14 protein-coding genes are annotated in these 20,279 nt (G+C 39.6%); 11 read left to right on the top strand and 3 right to left on the bottom strand.

Annotated elements, in window-relative coordinates; genetic code table 11:
• Positions 1-887 precede the first annotated feature (887 nt).
• The gene (gene pflB / locus MXE38_RS04725) at positions 888-3,134 is read left to right on the top strand and encodes a formate C-acetyltransferase (protein ID WP_246912643.1); all 2,247 of its coding nucleotides are present in this window, start codon (positions 888-890) and stop codon (positions 3,132-3,134) included.
• A gap of 438 nt (positions 3,135-3,572) precedes the next feature.
• Complete coding sequence (gene pflA / locus MXE38_RS04720) at positions 3,573-4,334, top strand: pyruvate formate-lyase-activating protein (RefSeq protein ID WP_246912630.1); 762 nt, start codon at positions 3,573-3,575, stop codon at positions 4,332-4,334.
• Positions 4,335-4,543: 209 nt separating this feature from the next.
• Here the strand turns inward: pflA and MXE38_RS04715 are convergent, their stop codons facing one another.
• Entirely contained in the window at positions 4,544-6,187 is a 1,644-nt protein-coding gene (locus MXE38_RS04715) for a 6-hydroxymethylpterin diphosphokinase MptE-like protein (protein ID WP_246912627.1), read from the bottom strand.
• Positions 6,188-6,612: 425 nt separating this feature from the next.
• Here MXE38_RS04715 and MXE38_RS04710 point away from each other — a divergent pair, with 425 nt between their 5' ends.
• The 3 genes from MXE38_RS04710 (at position 6,613) to pyrF (ending at position 9,299) form a co-directional block, all read left to right on the top strand.
• The gene (locus MXE38_RS04710; protein ID WP_246912615.1) at positions 6,613-6,921 is read left to right on the top strand and encodes a lipopolysaccharide assembly protein LapA domain-containing protein; all 309 of its coding nucleotides are present in this window, start codon (positions 6,613-6,615) and stop codon (positions 6,919-6,921) included.
• Positions 6,922-7,086: 165 nt separating this feature from the next.
• A complete protein-coding gene (locus MXE38_RS04705) occupies positions 7,087-8,208 on the top strand; it encodes a hypothetical protein (protein ID WP_246912613.1) in 1,122 nt (373 codons plus the stop codon).
• Between the two features lie 359 nt (positions 8,209-8,567).
• Positions 8,568-9,299 (top strand): orotidine-5'-phosphate decarboxylase, encoded by a 732-nt coding sequence (gene pyrF / locus MXE38_RS04700; protein WP_246912611.1) that lies wholly within the window; start codon positions 8,568-8,570, stop codon positions 9,297-9,299.
• Positions 9,300-9,375: 76 nt separating this feature from the next.
• On the opposite strand, the gene MXE38_RS04695 is transcribed toward pyrF, so the two are convergent.
• Positions 9,376-10,008, bottom strand: a complete 633-nt coding sequence (locus MXE38_RS04695) for an H-NS family nucleoid-associated regulatory protein (protein ID WP_246912609.1) — start codon at positions 10,006-10,008, stop codon at positions 9,376-9,378.
• A 436-nt stretch (positions 10,009-10,444) separates the two neighbouring features.
• On the opposite strand from MXE38_RS04695, the gene MXE38_RS04690 reads away from it, so the two are divergent.
• The 5 genes from MXE38_RS04690 to MXE38_RS04670 all read left to right on the top strand — a co-directional run bounded on the left by MXE38_RS04690 (position 10,445) and on the right by MXE38_RS04670 (position 16,149).
• Complete coding sequence (locus MXE38_RS04690; RefSeq protein ID WP_246912607.1) at positions 10,445-10,921, top strand: histidine phosphatase family protein; 477 nt, start codon at positions 10,445-10,447, stop codon at positions 10,919-10,921.
• A 1,351-nt stretch (positions 10,922-12,272) separates the two neighbouring features.
• Entirely contained in the window at positions 12,273-12,500 is a 228-nt protein-coding gene (locus tag MXE38_RS04685; RefSeq protein WP_246912605.1) for a DUF1107 family protein, read from the top strand.
• 604 nt (positions 12,501-13,104) lie between these two features.
• Positions 13,105-14,019 (top strand): 50S ribosomal protein L3 N(5)-glutamine methyltransferase, encoded by a 915-nt coding sequence (prmB, locus tag MXE38_RS04680; protein WP_246912649.1) that lies wholly within the window; start codon positions 13,105-13,107, stop codon positions 14,017-14,019.
• 240 nt (positions 14,020-14,259) lie between these two features.
• A complete protein-coding gene (aroC, locus tag MXE38_RS04675) occupies positions 14,260-15,363 on the top strand; it encodes a chorismate synthase (protein ID WP_246912603.1) in 1,104 nt (367 codons plus the stop codon).
• Positions 15,364-15,414: 51 nt separating this feature from the next.
• The gene (locus tag MXE38_RS04670; protein ID WP_246912600.1) at positions 15,415-16,149 is read left to right on the top strand and encodes a nitroreductase family protein; all 735 of its coding nucleotides are present in this window, start codon (positions 15,415-15,417) and stop codon (positions 16,147-16,149) included.
• A 629-nt stretch (positions 16,150-16,778) separates the two neighbouring features.
• On the opposite strand, the gene MXE38_RS04665 is transcribed toward MXE38_RS04670, so the two are convergent.
• A complete protein-coding gene (locus MXE38_RS04665) occupies positions 16,779-17,501 on the bottom strand; it encodes a hypothetical protein (protein WP_246912597.1) in 723 nt (240 codons plus the stop codon).
• A gap of 902 nt (positions 17,502-18,403) precedes the next feature.
• Here MXE38_RS04665 and MXE38_RS04660 point away from each other — a divergent pair.
• Positions 18,404-19,930, top strand: coding sequence for a fumarate hydratase (locus MXE38_RS04660; protein WP_246912595.1), 1,527 nt, complete (start codon positions 18,404-18,406; stop codon positions 19,928-19,930).
• The last annotated feature ends 349 nt before the right edge of the window (positions 19,931-20,279 follow it).

The raw sequence follows: 20,279 nt of genomic DNA, 5'->3' as shown, positions 1-20,279 counted from the left end.
ATGTTGGGTGATGTCTTTAGTGCCATAAAAGGCAAAATTTTCATAATTTTAAAAAAACCAATATTAGAAAAACTTATAAAAAATTACTAAAAATTTAACTTAGATAAGTTTATGGCTCTTCTTGCAAAGATTGCTCATCTTTATGACGAAAATAAGCTAACTAAAATGGCAGTCGACAAGCTTTATAAACACCAAATACACGGTATTTTTGCTCTAGGTTAGCTGCGACTAACAAAAATTTACTTAGGTAATTACTAAAGATGCTAAAAAAATCATGAATTTTGGGAAAGTTATGCGCATTTTGATCACTTTAACTGCTTGGTAAAACCCCTAAATTTGGGGAACTCTTAAGACTGTCAATTGCTATAAATGGCTTATATAAGGGATTATAGTGGGGGAAAAGGGCTGTTTTTATTAATAAATAGCATTTATTAAAGATCTTATTTAAATAAAAGATTTTTTATAACGAGCAATTTGCTGCAAATTTTGCGCAATAATCAAAATTTTACATATCTAGACAAGAGGGGATATAACCTTAAAAGCCTTTATTTATCGTAATTTAGATAGAGCTCAATTAAACAATGGCACAAGAGCAATTTTTGTTAAAGTTAAAAAAATCACCATTGACCACAGTTATGAATAAACAAGCTAGATAACACATAAATAGCGATTCGTAGGCCATTTTTAGGGGATTTTTGAGCTCAAAAATATCCCATTTGAATTTTAAAAAATTTGTTAGTTAATGCTTGTTTTTAGTAAGGGTGCGTTGAATAATAGCGTCGTTCGATTTGATTTGGTTCACACTTTTAACATTAATTTGTATTTTGTAGATAGCAAATTAAGTGAAAGTTTTCTAAGTTTCTGAAATATTCTCACAGGAGATGTTTATGAGAGCAGAATGGCGTGGTTTTAAGGGTACTCACTGGGTTGACGAAATTGATGTTCGTGACTTCGTGCAATCTAACTACACTGCATATAATGGTGACGAGTCCTTCTTAGCTCCAGCTACCGAAAACACCGACAAGCTTTGGGGCATCTTACAGGATCTTCAAAAGCAAGAGCGTGCCAAGGGTGGCGTTCTCGATATGGAAACTGAAATTGTTTCTGGTATCAATGCTTACGGCGCAGCCTACATTGGTGAGGGTACTAAGGACTTAGAAAAGGTTGTTGGTTTACAAACTGACAAGCCTTTAAAGCGTGCTTTCATGCCATACGGTGGCATCAAGATGGCTCAAGAGGCCTGCACCACCTACGGCTACACTCCAAACGAGAAGTACGAGCAGATTTTCAACGAGTATCGTAAGACCCACAACCAAGGCGTTTTCGATGCTTACACTCCAGAGATGCGTGCTGCTCGTAAGAACAAGATCATTACTGGTTTACCAGATACCTATGGCCGTGGTCGTATCGTTGGTGACTACCGTCGTGTTGCCTTATACGGTATTGATTTCTTAATTGCTAAGAAGAAGGAAGACTTAGCAAACTGCGGTTGTGGCATCATGACTGATGACATCATTCGTCAGCGTGAGGAGATCTCCGAGCAGATCCGTGCTTTAGCTGAGATGAAGAAGATGGCTGCCACTTATGGTTACGACATCTCTGGTCCTGCTAAGAATGCCCGTGAGGCCTTCCAGTGGTTATACTTCGGCTACTTAGCTGCCATCAAGACTCAAAATGGCGCTGCTATGTCCGTAGGTCGTATCTCCACCTTCTTAGACATCTACATTGAGCGTGATTTACAAGACGGTACCTTAACCGAGAGTGAGGCTCAGGAGCTTGTTGACCATATCGTTATGAAGTTCCGTATGGTTAAGTTTGCTCGTATCCCATCTTACAACCAGTTATTCTCTGGCGATCCAGTATGGGCTACCTTAGAGATGGCAGGTATCGGCATGGATGGCCGTTCCATGGTTACTAAGAACGACTTCCGTTTCTTACACACCTTAGAGAACATGGGCCCAGCTCCAGAGCCTAACTTAACTGTTCTTTACTCTAAGAACTTACCACAGGGCTTCCGTGATTACTCTGCTAAGATTTCTATCATTACCTCTTCTGTACAGTACGAGAACGATGATGTAATGCGTCCAATCTGGGGCGATGATTACTCAATCTGCTGCTGCGTATCTGCAACTGAGACTGGTAAGGAAATGCAGTTCTTCGGTGCTCGTGCTAACTTAGCTAAGTGCATGCTTTACGCAATCAACGGTGGTGTTGATGAGAAGACCTTAGTTCAGGTAGGTCCAAAGTTACGTCCTATTACCTCTGAGTACTTAAACTATGACGAGGTTATGGAGCGTTACAACGACATGATGGATTGGCTCGCTGGCTTATATGTTAACGTGCTCAACTTAATCCACTACATGCACGACAAGTACTTCTACGAGGCTGCTGAGATGGCCTTAATCGATACTGATGTACGTCGTACCTTCGCAACTGGTATCGCTGGCTTCTCACACGTAGTTGACTCCTTATGTGCTATTAAGTACGCCAAGGTTAAGACCATCCGTAATGAGCAGGGCATCGTAGTTGACTACGAGACCGAGGGTGACTTCCCACGTTACGGTAACGATGATGACCGTGCTGACGAGTTAGCTGTATGGTTATTAAAGACCTTCTTAAACAAGATTAAGAAGTTCCACACCTACCGTGACTCTGAGCCAACCACCTCTATCTTAACCATTACTTCTAACGTAGTTTATGGTAAGGCAACTGGTTCTTTACCTGATGGCCGTAAGGCTGGTGAGCCATTAAGCCCAGGTGCAAACCCATCTTACGGTGCTGAGCAGAGCGGTTTATTAGCTTCCTTAAACTCTGTTGCTAAGCTCCCATATGAGTATGCATTAGATGGTATTTCTAACACTCAAACCATCTCTCCAGATGCTTTAGGTCACGACCTTGGCGAGCGTACTACTAAGTTAGTACAAGTTATGGATGGTTACTTCGAGCAGGGCGCTCACCACTTGAACGTTAACGTATTCGGTACCGAAAAGTTAATCGACGCTATGGAGCACCCAGAGAAGCCTGAGTACGCAAACTTCACCATCCGTGTATCTGGCTACGCTGTTAAGTTCATCGACTTAACCCGTGAGCAGCAGTTAGACGTTATTTCACGTACTTGCCACAAGAGCATGTAATGAAAAGTTAACGCCCCAATAGCTTAAATTAGCTTGAGGCTGTTAATATAAAAAAGGGGCGGCCAAAAATGGTCGCCCTTTTTTATTTATTGGAAAATATCTTCACAGACATAGCTGCCAAATCTTGCTATGCTCTTGTTGTAAGTTTTACGTAATATCATCCCCCCAACCCATCTACCCCTACAGCCAAGCTAGGCTAGCCAGGATTGGCTAAGCCAAGCCAAGCTAACAGCTTGCGTGCAAGCCGTTAGCTCTAGCAGCAAGCTATAAATATAAAGCTGTAGCGGCAGGCTGTAGCTGCAAACTGTCGCAGCAAGCTGCTCAGAGCAGCCTGCTAAGAGCAAGCTTTCCTGACGGTAAGATTGGGGTGTTTAGCCAAGTGCAAGCATATATATGTCTTGAAACTTGGCTTAAATTTGGTTTTTTGTGGAGAAAATAATGGCCACTGGACGTATTCACTCTTTTGAAACCTTTGGTTCTGTTGACGGCCCAGGCATTCGCTTTGTAGTGTTTTTACAAGGTTGTAAGATGCGCTGCTTATATTGTCACAATCCTGATACCTGGAAAATGGAAGCAGGTGAGGAAAAGACAGTAGAGCAAATTGTTAAGCAGGCCTTACGCTATCGTACTTATTGGGGTAAGGATGGTGGTGTTACTTGCTCTGGTGGTGAGCCATTATTACAAATCGACTTTATGATTGAGCTCTTTAAAGCTTTAAAGCAAGAGGGTGTTCATACTACCATTGATACTTGTGGTGCACCTTTTACTCGTGAAGAGCCTTTCTTATCAAAGTTTAATGAGTTGATGAAGTATACCGACTTGATCATGCTCGATTTAAAGCACATTAATAATGAAAAGCACATTGAATTAACTCACCTTCCTAATGAGAATATTTTAGATTGTGCTAAGTACTTAGATGAGTTACACAAAGATGTCTGGATCCGTCACGTATTAGTACCTGGCTATACCGATGATGACGTTTATTTAACTCAGCTTAGTGACTTTATTAAGACCTTGAGCAATGTAAAGCGCATTGAAGTCTTACCTTACCATTCTTTTGGTGCCTTTAAGTATGAAGAGATGGGTATTCCTTATAAGTTAAAAGATACTCAAACTCCAACTGCTGAGCGTGAAGAGAACGCCAAGAGAATTTTAGGCGTGCAATCTTTTAAAGAATACGAAGCATCTTTGAAAAAGTAGCCTCACCAAAGCTCTAAAAAAACAAAAGGACTAGTAATAGTCCTTTTGTTTTTTTTTAGCCCAGGCACAAGGCTAGCGCCTCGCTCCTGGCCAAAGGCCAGACCTTGCGCCATGGCGCTAGCCATAGCGCTAGCGCTAACGCTAGCGCTAGCTTTATGGCTGGTGCTCTTGTGCCTGGAGCTACAATCAAGCTCAGTCTAGGGAAGCTCTTAGATTAGGGTTTGGTAGTTTGAGTAATCTACATTGAATTTTGAGCCTAAATCTAAAGTACAGCCCTTAATAATGGCCCCAAATGGAGAGCAATTAATAAACTCAATATGGACGTTGCTTTCAACCATTTCCTCTACATGCAATCTAGAGGCGGTAAACTTGTGCGAAGCCTTTCTAACACGGCCATCATTACAATCCACAACATCACTAAGATCAGTAGGGGCAACTAAGTAACTTACTACCTGATCATCAAAGCCTGCATAAAAGCTATCTTTACGAGCCACAGTGTCTAAACCAAACAAATAAACTCTTTGTGGCTGCATCTTAATGGCTAATGAAATCATTAAGCTAGAGTTGGATAAGGTAATGTCCAAATCTGTAATAGCATTATCCATCTTAGGGATTTCTAAGCGGTGCATATCATTAGTATAAATAATATACTTATTACCGCTAAATAAAGCAGGGATGAGCAGATGCGTCTTAGAGTTGTAAATTAAAGTGCTCTGATCATAAAAGTGCTTTTTCATAAAAAATTGGCCAGGCAGAATATTGTTGTCTCCTGCCATTTTATAAATGCCAATATCATTTGAAACAACTATATTAGGTGATAAACCTTTCTTTTCTAAAAAAGGTAAGGCAGTATCAGAGGCAATAACACAAGCGCCCTGATTTTTTAACTCGCACAAACGATCAAAACTATCCTCTAAACTAGCTCCAGGAAATACTAAGGCTATTTCTTCACTGGTTTTTATAACATCGCTAGTAAGCTGTGGTGCTTTGATAGTGTTCGGATAGTTATATTGCGCAATTAGTTGGTTAAGATTACGCTGCTTTTTATTAGAGATGAGACTGTTATAGTTGCGCTCCATATTAAATAACAAGCGTTGTTTTAAACGGGCGTTAAATTGTGGAACCAACATTAACTCAGGTAATAAGACTACTCTATTATTAAAGATAGGAGTGTCATCTTGACCTTCAATTAAATGGACATTTTTATGTGCTAATCTTTTACCCATAAGAGGGTCTAAACTTAGCATAATAGCCGTAATCTCTGGATTTAAAACTACTACGTTAATTTCCAGATTAGGGTAAAGGTTAGTTAAATACTCAACAACATGAGCAGCAGCTACGCCATAAATGGTAACTTTAGGCGGATCTTCTCTTTGAGGAGCAAAAGCCTCATCGGAGGCATTAGTAATAACTAAGCCTTGAGAGAGCTCAGGAAAGTCACTGGTGTCCACCTGTGAGGGCTTAATAGTATTAGATAAAATTTCATCGTTAACTATACTTTCTTGTAAGTATTGTGCTCTAGCTTGCTCTCTAATGGCCTTACGATTAGGGAAAAGGCTGTATTCAACTTCATCAATAGTGTTTTGACATACAGGGATTTGGTAAACCTTGGCTAAAGGTAAATGTGAGCATAAGAGTTTGCACTCCTCTTGTACATTATGACGAGAGTACATTTGGATGCGATTAATCACTATGGCTTTGCTCAAGCCCTTAATTTCACCATAAGTAAAATCTGAACTGGTATATAGTCCCTTAGCTATAGTATTGAGCAATTGATGATCATGATATGGCATTAACAGATCGAGATTAGCTTTGAAAGTCTCAATCTCTTGTGCAGATGATCTAATGGCCATAAATGCTCCTTAATAGCTAGGGAAAGATAAGCAAAATAAACAAACTCTGCTTTGACTTAACTATCGTCAATTAAGTATTAATGTTAAGTTCCTAAATATTTAGACTATTGTCAATGAGTCAAAGCTTAGCCAAGCTATATATAATCAAGAATATTCTTAGTATAAGCTAAAACTAAACTAGTGCTAAGCTAAATATCTAGGTACAAAAAATATCATGAATCTTACAGTTAAGTAAGAATAGGAATCTTGCCTGAATAATATGCTAGTTTGAGATGTTAAATTGCTTATCAAGGTTTGACAATAAATTATAAAAGTGTGAACCGTGCAGAGCTTGTATGATGTAATAGGGCTTGATAGTAAATTTTTTTGCTATAATGCCCCAATAGGCTATAAAGCCAATAGGTTTTTTAAGAATGGGTGTCCATATGTTAAAGTTTTGGCTTTACATCATTGTTTTGATTTTATTATGTGTTTTAGGTTTAACCATTGGATCTGCTAATGAGGCCATGGTTACTTTCGATTTCTTATTTGTAAAGGCTGATCTATCCTTAGCCATGGTTATGGTTGTAGGTATAGTAGTTGGTATTATCATTGGTCTTTACATCTCAATGCTCTTCTCTGTAAAGATGTGGGCTCGTGCTCAAGGCGCTAAGAGCGAAACTAAGCGTATTAAGAAAGAAGCACAAAAAGCTATTCAAGAGGCTAGCCAGGCCAAAACTGCTGATGCTCAATAATCTTATCTTATTTGTTTAACATTAATGCCGCTGCCAAATTAAAGATTAATCTTTAAAGACAGCGGCTTTGTATTTGTTAGGACAATATATAGAGCTCTAGACTAAATATTTATGTTTGAACTACTCTTTTTACTGCTTCCGATTGCAGCTGCCTATGGTTACTATATGGGAAAAAACTCCTATAAGGATAGGCACGCCAGTAAAAAGACCGAGCAAACACAAAACTATTTAAGAGGAGTGGATTTCCTCTTAAATAATAAAAAAGAACAAGCTATGGACGAGTTTATTGCTTATTTGGACTCGGCCCATCCAACTTTTGAATCTTCTCTAGCTTTAGGCAATCTCTTTAGACAAAGAGGCGAGGTAGATAAGGCTATTTCATTACATACTACTTTAGCTAATGATGAACAATCAGAGCCTTATGAAAATGAATTAGCTCAAATTGAGTTAGCTTGTGATTTTATGAGTGCAGGCTTGCTTGATCGTGCTGAGGCTATTTTATTAGATTTAATTGAAATCCCACGCCAAAGAAAAAGCTCAGCTCAGCTTTTAGTAAAACTCTATGAGCAAGAGCGTGACTATAACAAAGCACTAGAAATTGGCTTAAACAATCAAGATGTTTTAAGTCAAAGCTACCTTAGTCATTTAGCACAGTACTATTGTGAGTTATCACAAAAAGCCATATTAGATAATAATCTTAAAGAAGCATTTAAACTTTTAGAGCATGCTTTAACTATTCACCCTCAATCTATTCGTGCTCGTTTAATGAAGGCTGATCTCTTAATTAAAGAGCGCAAAAGTGGCTATCAGTCCAAGGTTTTAGAACTAGTTTCGCAAATCTCTAGCATAGACAAGGCTACAGGTACCTTTTGTTTAGACTTAATTGAGCGCTGTTTTGCAGGGCAAGTTAATGAACAATATAAAAAGGCGCTTGAGGAGCTTACCTCTAAGACCAAAAGCGCTGCTGTTATTATTGCCTTAAGTAAGTATTTAGAAACTTATGAATCACGCAGCCAAGCTCAAGAGTTTTTACTAGGTTATATTAAAGAGCGACCTAATATTAAGCTCTTTTCTTGTTATATGGGTATGAGATCTAAAGACCCTAATCAAGAGGGGCAAAGTGAAACCATTATGCAGCTTAAAAGTATTGTTGATGCTCAAATAGCCTTGCATGCAACTTATAGTTGCGTAAATTGTGGTTTTGAATCCTCTATGATGTTCTGGCAATGCCCATCATGCCGCCACTTCGACTCCATCAGAGTAAAGCACTCCATCGACGGCGACTAGCACCGCTCCAGTCAATTACCCCAATTCCTAAAGCACGGCATCCGCCCCAGCACCTGCACCTGCGTCTGCAACCAGACGCGGATGCTGGTGCAGGTGCTGATGCGGCGCTAGGCCAAGGCTCAGGCTTGCGCCAGCGCTAGCAGCTTGCGCCTGAGCTAGTGGGGCTGCGCCTGCGCTGACGCATGCTCTGGTAGTCCCTGCCCATTAGGGATAAAAAGCCAAATCTTAGGCGGTAGAGCAAAGTTTTTTAGCAAAACATAGTATAATTGACCAATTGCTTTATCAATTGTGCGCACCAAATCTAAAAGGGAAAGCTTGTACTTTAGATAGACTGTGTACCTACCAAAGAGGAAAATAATATGTTCGATCCTAAGGTCATTGTTGCTCTTGATTATGACAATGATGCAGCGGCTCTAGATTTTGTCTCTCAGCTTGATCCAAGCACTTGTAATCTTAAAGTAGGTAAAGAACTTTTTACTATTGCAGGCCCACAATTTGTTTCTAAATTAGTTGATCTCAATTTCCGTGTGTTCTTAGACTTAAAGTTCCACGATATTCCTAATACTACTGCTCAGGCTATTAAGGCAGCTGCTAGCTTAGGTGTATGGATGGTAAATGTGCACGCTTCTGGCGGTCGTGTCATGATGGAAACTGTGCGCAATGAGCTTGATAAGTTACCTAATGCCAATACTCGTCCTATTGTGATTGGTGTAACTGTGCTAACCTCCATGGATCAAGCTCAGTTAAATGATATTGGCATTAATGTAAGCCCTAAAGAGCAAGTACTACGCTTAGCTCGTTTAGTAAAAGAGTCTGGTCTTGATGGTGTAGTATCCTCTGCTCAAGAGGCCGCTTTAATTAAGCAAGAGTTAGGCTCTGACTTTATTACTGTAACCCCTGGTATTCGTCCTGCTGGCGCTGCTTTAGGCGATCAAAAGCGAGTTATGACCCCAGTTGAAGCTGTGCAAGCTGGCTCTGATTACTTAGTAATTGGTCGTCCTATTACTCGTGCCGAAGAGCCTTGCGCTGTTTTAAAATCGATTAATGCTGAGCTCTATCAAGCTTTAGCAAAGCGTAATGGCATATTGTAAGAGTATTGTTGAGACGCATAATTAAAAAAGGCCAGCTATATTGATAGTTGGCCTTTTAGTTTTTAGCTTGCTCGTGTTAAGCAAGTTTTTCTGCTAATTCTATTGGTTGTTTGTTTTCTTTGCGCTTAGGGCGGTGAAGTTCTGCTTTTTGGAAGAGGCTTTGCTTATGATCAATGCTCTCACTTAAACGAACAAAAGCCTCCTGAGTTAAAAAGGCATCATTTAGCTGCTCATTTTTAACCAGAAAATCATCTCTGTTTTTGCCTGTAGCCTCAAGCAATTCCTTTAATTTGCGTGGCTCACGGCCTTGCCCTGACCACTCACATAAGTTGCCATCAAGATCGTGGTAGCGATACTTTACACGAGCACTATGAATGCGACGCAAGCGGCAGCTAAGATGGTCAGTTAAGGCATTGAGTACTTCTTGGGGATCAAGGCCTAAGTACATGCGGGCACTATAGCCTTGGGCGGCATAATGTTCCCACATTTCTTTAAAGCGTAAGTTTCTAATATTGTCCTCTTCTTCTTGTTTAATCTTCTCTCTTCTTAAATGTTCAAGCTGCTTAATAACATCATTGATATCTTGAGAAGAAGCATCTCTAAACCAAGAACGTAGATTACGTAAGCTCTTTAAAGTAATGTATTTATTACTTTGATTAGCTTTGGTAGTTGTTCCTGAAGACTTTAAGTTGTTGCTATGCTGTGACATAAAAACTTACTCTATCTAAATCGATACAGAGTTGAAGATCCGAAAAACAAAAGAAATTAAGCAAACACATTAGTACAAGAAATATCAGTCTTGGCTGGCATAGGAGATTGGCCCTAAGCGCTAAAAAACTTGAAGTAGAACTGATCTAAAAATTGGCTAAACGGTTAAAAAGTCCGAAAATATCGCTCATTGCAATGTCAATATTATAGCTTTTTTTGGGCCATAATGACTATGATAGCAAGGGAAAATTGTGCTTTTTTCTTGTGCCATACTAGTAATGCGTAAAACTTAATTTATACTAAGAACATGCCTACCAAAGTGATCTTGATCAACAAAGCTATGAGCTCTTGTAAGTTAGAGTGCTCTTTTTTTGTTAGAATCTTAAACTCAATCAATTAGCGTTTAGGTTTAGATTTTTATTTATGGGGAGCGTAAGGTGAGAGTTATCGTAATGAGACATGGTGATGCTGTATTTAGCGGCGGAGATCGTATTTTAAGTATACGTGGTGAACAAGAAGCTAAAATTACAGGAATGAAATTAGTTTCTCATATTCCTATCACCAAAATCATTAGCTCACCTAAGCAAAGAGCCATTCAAACAGCTAATATAGTTCGCTCACTATTACGTGGCCGCAACATACCTGAAATTGAATTATTAAATGAACTCTCCCCATCAGGTGATGCCCAAATGGTCTATGACTATATTTGCACCATTGCTAATCCTGATGACAATATTCTCTTAGTGTCACACATCCCTCAGGTCATCAATCTTAGCTATACTTTTGGCTATACCTCCCAAGAGGTGCCACGCTTCTATACAGCTGCTGCCATGGTCTTACAAAAGGAAGCAGATCAAGATCGCTTTAAACCACAAGCCTTTTATGACCCAACATGTGAAAACCAGCTCATCTAAGCCAAAGCTTAAGCCAAGCTTAAGCCCAATTGCCAGTACCAGTGCCTGCGACTGCTGTACTGCTATACAGCCTCAGAACTGCTACAGCAACAAGCTAAAAGCTAAAAACTTCCCTTCTATTTCCCCATCTTGGCTTAGCCCATCTTGCTTGGGCTAGCCAGTAAAACTCAGCTATCCAAGCAAAATAAAGCTCGGCTTAGCAATGGTGGGCTTCTACTTAGCCACCTAAGAGCTAGGCATAAATAGCAACCAACCAACCAACAAACAAACGAAACAATCAACTAATCAAACAATCAATTCCAAGCTTAATGACAAACTACTGAGCAGATGCCCTGGCCCAAATATTAAGCTTTTTAGTTTTCTGCATTAATGCCATTGTCATTGCCTTAGCCTTATACACTACCAGCGCTAGCGCTAGAGCTAGCGCTCAAAGCAGAAGCCATCATTGCTGTAGCTGGTGGCATCTGGGCTTTATGGCCTTGCTTATTGCTTAATTGCTACTAAGCGACACAAGCTGAGCTTGGGCTGGCCTAGGCTGGTGTGAGTAAAGGATGTTTGAGCAATGATTTTTTTGAGGCTATTAATAAATGGTGCTAATAAAGTGGATTTATAAACAAGGGATAAATGGTCTGAATGTGTGCCATAAAAATGGTACTTTTGGTTAGTAAAAGTGGAGCTAAATAGTACTTTTTAATGATAGGGGCGGTGCAAGATTACACAGTAGCTTATTAAGCACAGTGAGCTCTGGTATTTCAGTTGGTGAGGTTAGATGGCTCTTATATTAAATAGTGCTTGCTATGCATATTAGTATGTAAGAAAAAAATGATGTTAAAAATTTTGTGTCTACTAGATATGTAAAAATAAATGCCAAATTTGCCACACATGTCTGATCTTATCTGAATTTAAATGTTAAAATAGATACTGAACTTAAAAAGTGTGCCAACATTGAAAATTACTAAGGCTTATTTAGAAAATAGTGTGTATATTTGGTAGAAATATGAAAAAATTGTGCAAAATTCATTATTTTTCCCAAATTGTGAGCACGTGCTCAATGTTGCAAACTTGCTGGTTTTTTACCCTCATATTTGAATTTTTCGTATTGCCTTGTGCGGACTAATTTTTGATAATTAACTTATCAGGAGTAGCTTATTTATCCTGATTTAATAATTTTGTGAACAAGAAATTGTCACATGCTTTATTTTTGGCTTAATTGAAAATTACTTCACCGTCAGTGAGGAAAAAAATTTATTTTTTTCATTGGCAAATCAAAACAACGCTCCAATTTAATGCAAATTTAATTTTGCAACGATAAGATTCAAATACACACAGACTAAACGGGAGTTGTGCGTCTATGCGTACTTTTAGAAAATATGCGCCATTAATGATTGCTAAGCATGTTGCTTCTTTCTTTAAGGGACAATTTATTGTTGAATCTAAAGGAACTTTTACTTTTGATGGTGGAAAGGTCATTATTGATGACAATTGTAGCGAGAGCGAAAAGCTTATTGGTCGTGAGGTCAATAAGTTGATTGCTTCTTTCTTAGCCTCTTCACGTACTTTAGATGTGCATTACAAATAATAGCGCTAAGGAGTAATATGCAAGCCATTTTATTTAGCTTAGTAGCATTAGGACGCTACTAAGCTAAAAGAATAGTCATTGCTAACCACGCCAATAGAACAAGCTTTTAGTTTGTCAGTGCTTTCAGAGCTGCTGTTGGCGTAAAAGTCCTACCTGCCGATTGAACTATCCTGTCTCATCAAGCTTTTTTGTCTCTTTGCTATCGCTTTACCAAGCCTTGTCTTTTTTAGATAAACCTCAGGTCATTTGAGCTGTCCCAAAAACGCTCATGTATCAGTGGTTTAACAATTTTTTTAGCAAGTTTAACTTTCCATGGTTGATCTTTAGTAAAACTCTTAATATAGTCAGTACTATTGTTTTATTTTTGAGATTTACAACGGAGGCGGTGCTCTATCTTAAAGTGGTGTAATAACATTATTGTTATTGTGTCCAAGCTTAGTTAGGGGTGCCGATAATCATTTTAATGACCGCACAAAACGAAATAGTTGATACAAGTGATCTTAATGCTCATACTGCTGAGTCTGAGAGCTTGATTGACTCCATTATTGCTCCTATTGATGAAGAGTTTTATCACTTACCAAGTAATGAGGATGTGATTAATACTATGGTAGAGGAGCTCTACACTGTTCAAGATGTAGTGCGCTACTTAGTATCACTATTCTCCATGCATGGAGTTTATGTGGGCCATGGAACTGATAATTACTGGGACGAGGCTTTAGAGCTAGTTCAAGCAGTAATGTTCTTACAGCCTCCATGTGATGACTCGACATTAACCTCACGTTTAACTAAGCGTGAGCGTGAGCTTATTGCTAAGATGGCAATTGCTCGCACCAAGTATCGTATTCCAACCCCATATTTAACTCACCGTGCTTTCTTTGCAGGTCACCAGTTCTATGTAGATCGTAGAGTAATTATTCCACGCTCTCCAATAGCTGAATTAATCGAAAATGAGTTCCGTCCATATTTATCTAAGCGTCCTGAGCGTGTTTTAGATATGTGTACTGGCTCAGGCTGTATTGCTATTGCTATTGCGCTGCAATTTGAAGGCGAGTGTGAAGTTGACGCTGTAGATATTAGTGCTGAGGCCCTTGAAGTGGCTGCACGTAATATTGAAGGCTATGAGCTTGAGGATTTAGTCACCCCAATTCAAAGTGATCTCTTTGACAACTTACCTCAGGGTGATAAGTACGATTTAATTGTGGCTAACCCACCTTATGTTAATGCCTATGACTTATCTTCTATGCCAGATGAGTACCATCGTGAGCCAGAGTTGGCTTTAGGCTCAGGAGATGACGGCTTAGATTGTGTACGTCGTATTTTATTAAAGGCTCGTGATTTCTTAACTGATGACGGCATTTTAATTGTAGAAGTAGGTAATACTGAGGAAAATCTCATTGAGACTTATCCTAATGTGCCTTTCCACTTTATTGATTTAAAGCGTGGTGGTAGTGGTATTTTCCTATTATCAGCTGACCAGCTAGAATTATGCGCTCCTTATTTTGAGCAAGAGTATCGCTAAGTTAAATTACATTTAATAGCTAAAGAAAGGATCTGACAGTTGCTTTATGTGCTTTTTTGGTGCATTAAGGGCTAAAAGATCCTTTTTTTATGGCCAAAGCTGCGCATTAAATGCATTCTTAATTTGAAACTGCCCCATAAAGGATAAGCATGGGCTAATATAGAACGTACTTTTTCAGCAAGGTTAGCTGAAATAATTTAGATTCAAGAATATAGAAAATTTAGGAGTAAGACGATATTTATGGGCGCTAATACTTTTGGTCACATCTTCTGTGTAACTACTTGTGGTGAGTCCCATGGTAAGGCTCTAGCTTGTATTATTGATAACTGTCCACCAGGAGTTGAGATTAGCGAAGAATATATCCAAGTACAGTTAGATCGCCGTCGTCCAGGTAGTACCCGTTTTGGTACCCCAAGAAATGAAGCCGATGCGGTAAAAATCATTTCTGGTGTGTTTGAGGGTAAGACTACTGGCACTCCTATTGGTTTGATTATCGAAAATACCTCCCAAAGATCTCAAGATTACTCTGAGATTATGAACTCTTACCGTCCAGGCCATGCTGACTATACTTACAATATGAAGTATGGCGTACGTGATTATCGTGGTGGTGGTCGCTCTTCTGCTCGTGAAACTGCCATGAGAGTAGCTGCTGGTGCGGTAGCTAAAGCTGTGCTCGAAAAGCTCTTTGGGGTCACCATTGATGGCTGTGTTACAGCTATTGGCCCTCATAGCACCACTAATTATGATGCTAAGGCTGCATTAAACAACGCTTTAAACTTTGCCTCAAGCGATGAACAAGAACTTGCTAAGATTAGTGACTATATGGATGAGTTGCGCTTAGCCCAAGACTCCTGTGGTGCTGTTATTGAAGTGCGTGCCCATGGTGTTCCTGTAGGTACTGGCTCTCCTGTATTTGATCGCTTAGATGCTACCTTGGCTCACGCTATGATGAGCATTAATGCTGTAAAAGGCGTTGAGATTGGTGATGGTTTTGCTATGGCAGCCATGAAAGGCTCACAATCTCGTGATGAAATTAGTAAAGATGGCTTTTTATCTAATCACGCAGGCGGTATTTTAGGTGGTATTGCCACTGGCCAGGATATCAAAGTACGCATGGCCTTTAAGCCAACTTCATCTATCATGACTCCTGGTAAGAGTATTGATAAGTACGGTAATGAGATTAAAGAATTGGTAACCAAGGGTCGCCATGATCCTTGCGTAGGTATTAGAGCTGTGCCTATTGCCGAGGCTATGATGGCTCTTACTATTTTAGATGCCATTATGCTGGATAAAGCTCAATGTAGCAGCGTTGATCGTGATGCTATTTTCCATATTCCAGTTTAGTTTAGTTAGAAGTATTTTTTGTTTTAGCAAAAGATGCCTTAGGAGAAAAATATGAACGCATTGGATACTATTAAGTCTCACCAATCAGTTCGTCGTTTTACTGGTGAAAAAATCACAGCCGAGCAAATGGGGGCTATTGAGGATGCTATTGCTCAGACCTCTAGCACTTGCTTTTACCAATTTGTAACTACCATTAAGGTGCAAGACCCTGTAAAGCTAGAGCAAATTGCCAAGTTCTCTGGCGAGCAAGATCATATTGCTAAGTGTTCTCACTTCTTAGTATTTTGCTTGGACATGACTAAGCTCATGCATATTGCTGATGTTAAGCCTCCTTTTGGTTTTAGATTCTTAATTGGTGGCTTTAATGACTGCTCCTTAGTGTGTCAAAATGCCTTAACCGCAGCTGAGTCTATTGGTTTAGGCGGTGTAATTATTGGTGGCTATAAGGCTGGTATTAAGACTTTATCCGACATGCTTAAATTGCCTAAAGGTGTAGTTCCTTTGCTAGCCTTATGTTTAGGTGTGCCTGATAAAGAGTACTTAGAGGAACAAAAACCTCGTCTCCCACGTTCTTGGTTTATTATGGATGAGGAATATCACGATCCATTCAATGAACAAGAACTCCAAGAGTACGATGCTAAGGTCAATGAGTACTTCCAAAACCGTAAGTACAACCAGCGTTCAGACACCTGGACTAACTCCTCCAAGTCCATGCTCAAGGGCACTTTAGCTCCAGCAACTGGCGTAATTGAGTACTTAAAGGCTCAAGGCTTTGACTTTATCTAAATCTCACAAAGCAAGCTAAAACCAACCCACTCAAAAAAGGCAGCCTCCTATCGACATTACATCCTCAGGGCGCTGCCTTTAACATAATCAAGCCTAGCCATCTGCCCTTTCTTTTTTGACCTCTCCATACCATCCCCAATAGCCAGATTTAGACGCACTCATAAGAGCTCTTGCTCTTATCCTACGCCAATCAAGAAAGCTCAAAACTGCCCAATCACGCCCTTAACAGCTAACAGCTACCGCTGTTGCTGCACAGCCCCAGCTGACGCTTGTAGCTGACGCTATAATCTGCTCATGCTCTGAGCTACACAGCTTACAGCTGTTGCTTACAGCTGTAGCCCTGAGCCGCTCAAGCTCTTAACAGTTAAGTGCTCATGTTTTAGTGGCTAAAATTGTTCATTGCTAACAAGTTAATACGCATAAAAGCTAACATGGTTGGCTTTTTTGAGCTTTAATCTGTAAAAAGGGAGCAGGATAAGCATAAGCATAAGCCGTAGACCTTATGCTTTATGCTTGCAAAAGTGGAGAGTAGGGAGGGAGTAGAAAAAAGTTTAGCCAAGATAGCAACAAAAAGCCCTTGAGTTGGGCTCAAGGGCTGTAAAAAAGGGCTAAATTTTGTTAGGTGGTGATTACCACTTCTTCTTATCGCCGAAAATCTCGTCTAACTCTGACTCAGTTTCAGACTTCTCATTAACGCGCTCAACCTCTTCCTTGCTCTTTTCACGTACTTGATTTTCAAGCTCGTGGAGCATCTGGTTTAGCACATCAGATTTGTCCATTAACCAATTATCTTTAATTCCAGAGCGGCGGATAACATCTAAGCCTTTGGTGATCATGGTACGGCATGAACCCACTTGGCGGTTATCACGCATAATAATAACGTTTTGAATTAAGTTAGAAATATTAATCTTTAAAACTAGTAACTTTAAGCGACGATCTTCTTTTTGGCAAAGGTTTACGTCAACTGTAGTACCAGCACGAAGCTCAGATTGAATAATCTTACGTAATCTACGAATGGTACGTAACTGCATTACAGCTACATTATCATTTTCAGGATTACGGAAAGCTAAATCTTCTTTGTAGTTAGCTTTGATATCATCAATAATGCGCATTTGCTCGGCAATTCTATCTTCAATACCACGAGCACTTGGATCGCCCTTCATGCGCTTAAGGGCACTTAAAATGCGATTACGTAAAATCAAAACCATAGTCTTAGAGTAAGGTAATTGGTTTTGATTAATTAGTAATTCTTCTGACTCAGTAACAATATTGCGGCAGCGAGTATAGATAACACGCAAGTCCTCTTCGCGCTTAGCCATGTAATCACTATACATGTTATAGATAATTAGCATGAACGTTGTAAGCACGATGATGATTACAGCTATCGTAATTAACATATAAAGCCCTTTTGTTTTAATTAAAAGATGCCAAGCTTATCAAGCCTTAGCATACTCCTAGTTGCTCCTAAAAGCGTTTGTGACCATTATTTTGGATCAGTAGAAACCTATAATTTTGCCACAATTGCTACTTAAAAGTAATTATATATTTAACTTAGCTTAAGACTATTGGACTTAGGAGCGCTTTTTTTAAAATATTATGCACCAATTATTAAGAAAAAGCATTGCTAATAAATAGAAACTAACAGCAGCTGTGCACTATGAGCTTCTTAAATTTGAGTAAGCTCTTAATTGTAGATGGTGAATAATAGCATATCTAACAAAAAATGCTTTTTGCTAGATAAACTTAAGTTTAGCAATTGGTGTGCCATAAAGATAAAAGTATTAAAAATGCCGTAAATTAAAGCTTTAAAAGCTATTAACTAAGGTCAGTTTAGACAAAATGACACCTTTATTTTCTTAATGTAGTTTTTTTGGCATATATGTTTTTATCGGTTTCAAGCCAAGGTTTTTTGGCAAAATTTTATAAAGATAGTTTTAGGTAGCCCCTCATTAAGTACTTGTAATACTACTTATTAGATAAATAAGGCAAAAAATTTTAATTTTTTGTATAAGTTCAAGTTTTTTTGCAATAACTTTGTCTTAAAGTGAGCCAAAAGATGCAATTAAGTATCATTTGCGCTTATAATCATCTATGCTATTTAGCCTCCAACAAACTAGGGCGTTTAGATGTCCGTAGGCTCTTAGGTAGTCGTTAGTTAAAAATTAACTGCGTACTAGTTTTCACTGAACTTAAAGAAGAGGAGGAGGCGTACTAGCTTAAAGCTTTGCTTTAAGATTTTACGCTGAATTTTTTAATGACAACATTAATTAAGAACCAAGATTTCATTGACTCCATTTACGAGGCCTTACAGTTCATTTCCTATTATCACCCACGTGATTTCTTAGATGCCATGAAGCATGCTTATGAGATCGAGCAAAACCCATCTGCCAAGGCCGCTATTGCTCAGATCTTAAAGAACTCTAAGATGTGTGCTATTGGTCACCGCCCACTTTGCCAAGACACTGGTGCTGTTACCTGCTTTGTTAAGATTGGTATGGACGTTCGCTTTGAAGGCGATATGACCGTTCAGGAAATGGTTGATGAGGGTACTCGTCGTGCTTACTGCTGTGAGACTAACCCACTTCGTAAGTCTGTATTAGTTGATCCTGTAGGCAAGCGTGTTAACACCAAGGATAACACCCCAGCTGTAGTCCATATCGAAATGGTAAAGGGCGATAAGGTTGAGGTTTCTATTGCTGCCAAGGGTGGTGGTTCTGAGAACAAGACCCACATGAAGATGTTAAATCCATCTGACTCTATCGTTGATTGGATTTTACAAGAGATCCCTCACATGGGTGCTGGCTGGTGCCCTCCTGGCATTTTAGGTGTTGGTGTTGGTGGTACTCCAGAGAAGTCTGCTTTATTAGCTAAAGAGGCTTTAAACGAGCACATTGATATTCAAGATTTAATTAAGCGCGGCCCTCAGAATGCTGATGAAGAGCTCCGTTTAGAGCTTTACGAGAAGATCAATAAGCTTGGTATTGGTGCTCAGGGCTTAGGTGGTTTAACCACTGTGCTCGACGTTAAGGTAAAGAGCTACCCATGCCACGCCGTATCTAAGGCTACTACCATTATTCCAAACTGTGCTGCAACCCGTCACATTGACTTTGAGTTAGACGGTTCAGGTCCAGCAACCTTTACTCCTCCATCATTAGATGACTACCCAGAGATTGAGTTAGGTGGCAATGACAATGTTAAGCGTGTTAACTTAGACACCTTAACCAAGGAAGAAATTGCAACCTGGAAGATGGGTGACACCTTATTATTAAATGGCACCATCTTAACTGGTCGTGATGCTGCTCATAAGCGTATTTGTGACCTTATTGCTAAGGGTGAGCCATTACCTGATGGTGTTGATTTCAAGGGTAAGTTCATCTACTACGTAGGCCCAGTTCCAGCCGTAGGTGATGAGGTAGTAGGCCCAGCTGGCCCAACTACTTCTACCCGTATGGATAAGTTTGTTGAGACCATGTTAGCCGAGACTGGCTTATTTGGCATGATCGGCAAGTCAGAGCGTGGCCCTGCTGCTGTTGAGTCTATTAAGAAGCACAAGGCTGCTTACTTAATGGCTGTAGGTGGCGCTGCTTACTTAGTATCCAAGGCTATTAAGTCTGCTCGTGTCTTAGCATTCGAAGACTTAGGTATGGAAGCTATCTACGAGTTCAAGGTAGAAGATATGCCTGTTACCGTAGCTGTTGACTCTGAGGGTAACAACATTCACGCTGTAGGCCCTGCTACCTGGTCACAAAAGATCAAAGAGATCGACTTTAAGTACGTTTAATTTAAGCTAAGTAAGTATTCTTTTACTAAGGATACATAGCTCAACTAAAAAAATCGGTATGGCATACTATGCTATACCGATTTTTTTTGCTATTTTTAAAACTCAACTGACCTTAGTTAGTCTTGGCTTACAGCCAAGTTGTTAAGTAACAAGCTACCAAGCAAGCTAGCTCACAAGCTAGCTAGCTAGCTAGCTTGCTTGTGCCCTAGCCCTTAGGAAGTATTAGCTTTCATAAATTTAATATCTCTTAAGGCAAGAGTCTGGCTTCTAGTCTCTCGCTATCGCTACAGCACGCTAATCTACAGTGCCGTAGCGCTTTAGTGCAGTATCCAGTACGCAGTAGCACACT

Origin of the sequence: Anaerobiospirillum sp. NML120448 (assembly GCF_023050945.1) — a bacterium.
Classification (GTDB): Bacteria; Pseudomonadota; Gammaproteobacteria; order Enterobacterales; family Succinivibrionaceae; genus Anaerobiospirillum.
Note: the sequence above shows the minus strand (reverse complement) of the source record. Positions and strands in the feature narration are given on the sequence as shown.